Origin of the sequence: Pseudactinotalea sp. (assembly GCF_048594945.1) — a bacterium.
Lineage (GTDB): Bacteria > Actinomycetota > Actinomycetes > Actinomycetales > Beutenbergiaceae > Pseudactinotalea.
The window spans coordinates 1-4,188 of the sequence record NZ_JBMDXJ010000134.1 but is presented as its reverse complement, the minus strand read 5'-3'; the positions used below and the strand labels follow the sequence as shown (position 1 = coordinate 4,188).

At 73.0% G+C, this 4,188-nt stretch carries 3 protein-coding genes and 2 pseudogenes; 3 read left to right on the top strand and 2 right to left on the bottom strand.

What is annotated here, in order from left to right; all coding sequences use genetic code 11:
* Together ACOJSN_RS06400 and ACOJSN_RS06395 are read left to right on the top strand one after the other, a co-directional pair.
* Positions 1 to 664 (top strand): annotated as a pseudogene (locus ACOJSN_RS06400) (hypothetical protein); the annotation flags it as partial.
* Positions 661 to 1,764, top strand: coding sequence for a hypothetical protein (locus tag ACOJSN_RS06395; RefSeq protein WP_420111676.1), 1,104 nt, complete (start codon positions 661 to 663; stop codon positions 1,762 to 1,764). The pseudogene ACOJSN_RS06400 and the gene ACOJSN_RS06395, both read left to right, overlap by 4 nt.
* 7 nt (positions 1,765 to 1,771) lie before the next feature.
* Here the strand turns inward: ACOJSN_RS06395 and ACOJSN_RS06390 are convergent, their stop codons facing one another.
* Positions 1,772 to 3,442 carry a SulP family inorganic anion transporter gene (locus ACOJSN_RS06390; protein ID WP_420111675.1) on the bottom strand — a complete coding sequence of 557 codons (1,671 nt, stop codon included), beginning with the start codon at positions 3,440 to 3,442 and terminating at the stop codon, positions 1,772 to 1,774.
* Positions 3,439 to 3,804, bottom strand: coding sequence for an ArsR/SmtB family transcription factor (locus ACOJSN_RS06385; RefSeq protein WP_420111674.1), 366 nt, complete (start codon positions 3,802 to 3,804; stop codon positions 3,439 to 3,441). Before ACOJSN_RS06385 ends, ACOJSN_RS06390 begins: the two co-directional genes overlap by 4 nt.
* Positions 3,805 to 3,960: 156 nt before the next feature.
* Here ACOJSN_RS06385 and ACOJSN_RS06380 point away from each other — a divergent pair.
* Positions 3,961 to 4,188, top strand: a pseudogene (locus ACOJSN_RS06380) (MFS transporter); the annotation flags it as partial.

The following is a 4,188-nucleotide window of genomic DNA, read 5'->3' as shown; positions in this document are numbered from 1 at the left end:
TGCGCGCCGCGATCTGCTCGTGCTGCCCTGGGTGCACGGGGAGGTGCTCGACGACCTCGTGGGCACGCAGCCCGACGAGCGATCGCTCGCCGGGGCAACCGCGGCCGGCGGTGCGCTGGCGCGGCTGCACCGTACGGTCGAGGTGCGGCCCGGCACGCCGTGGCATCCCTCGGTGCTTGGGGTCGCCGCGCAGGCGGTGGGGGTCGCACTTCCCTCGCTCGCGGGCGTCGCAGCGCGGCGGGCCGCCCCGATCGTCGACGCGCTGCCACCCTCGCCCGCGGTGCTCGCCCACGGCGACTTCTCGCTCGACCAGGTGGTGCTCGGTGACGCCGGCGTGGCCCTGCTCGACCTCGATCGGCTGGGACCGGCACCGGCGGCGCTCGACCTCGGCACGGCGGCGGCCGCGCTGCTGACGGACGCCTCGCGGGCCCACCACACCGCTCCGGTGCTGGAGGCGCTGCTGGCCGGGTACGGCGAGGCGGCGGCAGTGCCCGAGCCGCGGGACCTCGAGGTGCACGTGGCCGCGGCGCTGCTGACCCGCGCGATCGAACCGTTCCGCCGCTGCGAGGCTGACTGGCCCGCGCGCGTGGCCGCCGCCCTTCGGCTCGCCCGCGACGTGCTGCAGCAGGGGCTCGACGACACCCTCTGGAGGCGATCGGCGTGAACACCCTCACCGATCTGGCACACCGACTCAGCGAGCACGGGTGGGCACTGGACCGGGCGCTCCCCCGCGACGGAGAGCACGCGCTGCTGCAGGTGCGCGATGGCGCCGGCGCCTCGGTCGCGGGTCAGTGGTTCGCCGATCACGCCCGCGCCGAGCGGGTGGCCGAACAGACCTCCCACGGCGCGTGGGGCGAGGCGGTCGAGCGGCCTCTGACCGATGTGGTCGCTCAGCGACGGGGCGCGGATCGCCGGCTGCGCGGTCTGCGGGACCGGTGCGCCGAGGCAGGCGCTCGGCTACGGGCGCACCGGCCCGAGCGCCGCGCCGTCGTCGAGATCCGCACCGGGGAGGCCACGCGTTACGTCAAGGTGGTGCGCCCGGAGAAGCTCGGCGAGGCCCAGGTGCGGGCAATGACCGTGAGCCTCGACGGCGTCCCGACCCCTCGGGTCCTGGGCGTCGACTCGGCGGCCGGCACCGTGACCACGGCGGCGTTGACCGGTCCGACCGTGCACGAAGCGATCCGCATGGGTGCGGTCGATCTGGGCGATCACCTCCACGAGGTCGGTCGCGTGCTGGCGCGACTGCACGCGGCGGACGCCCCGGCCGACGTCGGCCGCCACGGGCCGGAGGCCGAGATCGCGGTCGTCGATCGGTGGCTCGGCCTCGCCGAGGCCTACGGCGCTCTGGCGGCGCCCCGCTCGGCGGTCCGCGCCGCGCGCGCTCGGCTGCCGGAGCTGCTCACGCACTCGTGGGCTCCCACGGCCCTGCTGCACCGCGACCTGCACGACAAGCAGATCGTCCTCGGGGCGGCCGGACCGGGCCTCCTCGATCTCGACCTCCTCGCCATGGGCGATCCCGCGCTCGACCTCGCCAACCTCGTGGTGCACCTGGAGCTGCGTGCTCGCCAGGGGCTGATGCCGCTGGACCGTGCGACCGACCTCGGCGAGCGGCTCCTCGCCGGCTACGCACCGGACCCCCGCACACGTGCGGCCATGGCCGGTTACGTCCTGGCGACCCGACTCCGGCTGGTGGCGGTCTACTCCTTCCGCCCGGCCTCCGCCGCCGCAGCCGCCCGCCTCGTCACTGACCCCGTGCCGCGTTGAACCTGGTTCAACGCTCCGGGTGGCTGGCGGGGGCGGCCGCGGAGCGGCGGATGTGGCTGCGAGCGTGCTCCACGGCGTCCGGGAGCTCGGTGAACAGGTGCCGGGGATGACGCAGGGCGGCGATCATGCCGGTGCGCGCGGCGACGGGGAGGTGCCGTGCCTGCACGCCCTTGATCAGCACCGTCACACCGCGGCGGTCGAGGGCGGTGATCATCTCGGCGAGCGTCTGCGCACCGGTGGCGTCGAACATCTGCAGCTGCGACATCCGCAGGATCACCACCTCGACGCCCTGCGCCTGACTCACGCGCTCGAGCAGGCGCTCGGCGGAGCCGAAGAACAACGCGCCCTCGATGCGGAACAGGGCGATGCGGTCGTCGCCGTCGACCACGGGACCGGGGAGCTCTTCTCGGTGGATGCCGCTCGCGCGGCTGAGGCTCCGCAGGGCCAGCACCGCCGCGGCCGCGATGCCGATGACGACGGCGTAGATCAGGTCGACACTCACGGTCACCAGCGCGGTCAGCACGAACACCAGCGCATCGGAGCGTGAGGTGCGCATCACCTGCCGGACGGTGCGCCACGCGACCATCCGGGCCGCCGTCACGAGCAGCACGCCCGCGAGCGCCGCGAGCGGGATCTGCCCGACGACGCTGGCACCGACCAGCACCACCACCAGCAGGAGCACCGCATGCGTGATCGCGGCGAGGCGGCTGCGAGCGCCTGAGCGCACGTTGACGGCGGTGCGCGCGATCGCCCCAGTTGCCGGCATGCCGCCGAACAGTCCTGCGGCGACCGAGGCGAAGCCCTGCCCCACCAGCTCGCGGTCGGCGTCGTAGGGGCCGGTGTCCGCGAGCGTCGAGGCGACCCGGGCCGAGAGCAGGGACTCGATCGCGGCCAGCGCAGCCACGGCCAGGATCGGCCCTGCCAGCTCCCTCAGCAGCCCGAGATCGAACGCCGGAAGCAGCGGCGCCGGCAGGCCGGCAGGGAGCTCACCGATGCGCGCGAGCGGCAGGTCGAGGACCACGGCCACGAGGGTCGCGAGCACGATCCCCACGATCGAAGCCGGGAACCGAGGAGCGATCCTGGGTCCGATCAACATCACGGCGGCCACGATCGCGACCATCAGCAGCGCGGCGCCGGTCTCGGGCCAGCTCGTCTGGAGGAAGGCGAGAACCGCCCCGACCAGCGCGTTGGTCGATCCGCCCCCGTCGGTCCCGAGCGCGGCCGGCACCTGCTGGCAGAAGATGATGACCGCGATCCCGAGCGTGAAGCCCTCGATCACCGGCCACGGGATGAGCCCGACCGTGCGTCCCAGCCGCAGCACGCCGGCAACCATCACCAGCACGCCGGCCGCCAGGCACACCATCGGCAGCACGCCCACACCGTGCGCGGCGAGCAGCGGTGCGAGCACCACGACCATCGCACCGGTCGGTCCGGAGACCTGCACGTGCGAGCCGCCGAAGACCGCTGCCACGAACCCGGCGACGATCGCCGTGACCAGACCCGCCTCGGCCCCGGCACCGGAACTGATCCCGAACGCCAACGCGAGCGGCAGTGCCACGATGCCGACCGTGACCCCGGAGAGCACGTCCACGCCCCACGTGCGTCGGATCCCGCGGTAGTCCTCACGCGAGGGAAGCAACCGACCGAGGTGACCGGCCGTCGTCGAGAAGGCAGTCATCGAGTGGTGCCGGCGACGGCCGGCAGGCCCTCAGCCAAGGCAAGGCGGTCACGACTGTCCGCGAGCACAGCACCCAACAGGGCACGTGCCACCGTGAGCAGCTCGGCCACCTCGGCGTGGGCCAGCCGGTAGTAGACGAGCGAGCCGCGCCGCTCCGCCACCACGAGGTGGAACTTCTTCAGCACCCCCAGGTGCTGAGAGAGGTTCGAGGCCTCCAGCCCGGTCTCGGCGATCAGCTCCGCGACCGACACCTCCTCGGCACCGCTCAGCAGCTCCAGCACCCGGATCCGCGCCGGGTGCGCCAGCCCTTTGAAGAGGTTGGCCTTGACCTCGTACAGCGGCTTCGAGGCATCCGTGAGCACACGATCTCCTGACTTGACGATTTCCGCAATTCATCATACCGGCAAGTGGCGACGCATGGTGTCCCCCGGATGACGACCGCATGACCGGGCGTGGAGTTCCGAGCGTCCGAGCGTGGCTGTGTTGGCGCCGACGCCGGTGCCCCCTACGTTGTGCGCATGACCAACGTGCCTGCAGGGCCGGTGCAGGAGCATGAGATCCCGCCCGTTCCCCGCCGCGTCGTCCGCGCCTGGAGCATCTGGGACTTCGGGCAGCAGTCCTTCAACACGGTCATCCTGACGTTCGTCTTCAGCGTCTACGTGACCGGCACAGTCGCCGACAACGAGCTCCGTGGCACGCAGGTCTTCTCGAACGCTCAGGCGTGGGCCGGCCTGGCGATCGCGCTA

What these genes read in the sequence shown, in the direction of transcription:
- ACOJSN_RS06390 (WP_420111675.1), bottom strand. Translation starts at nt 3,442, where the DNA reads ATGACTGCCTTCTCGACGACGGCCGGTCACCTCGGTCGGTTGCTTCCC.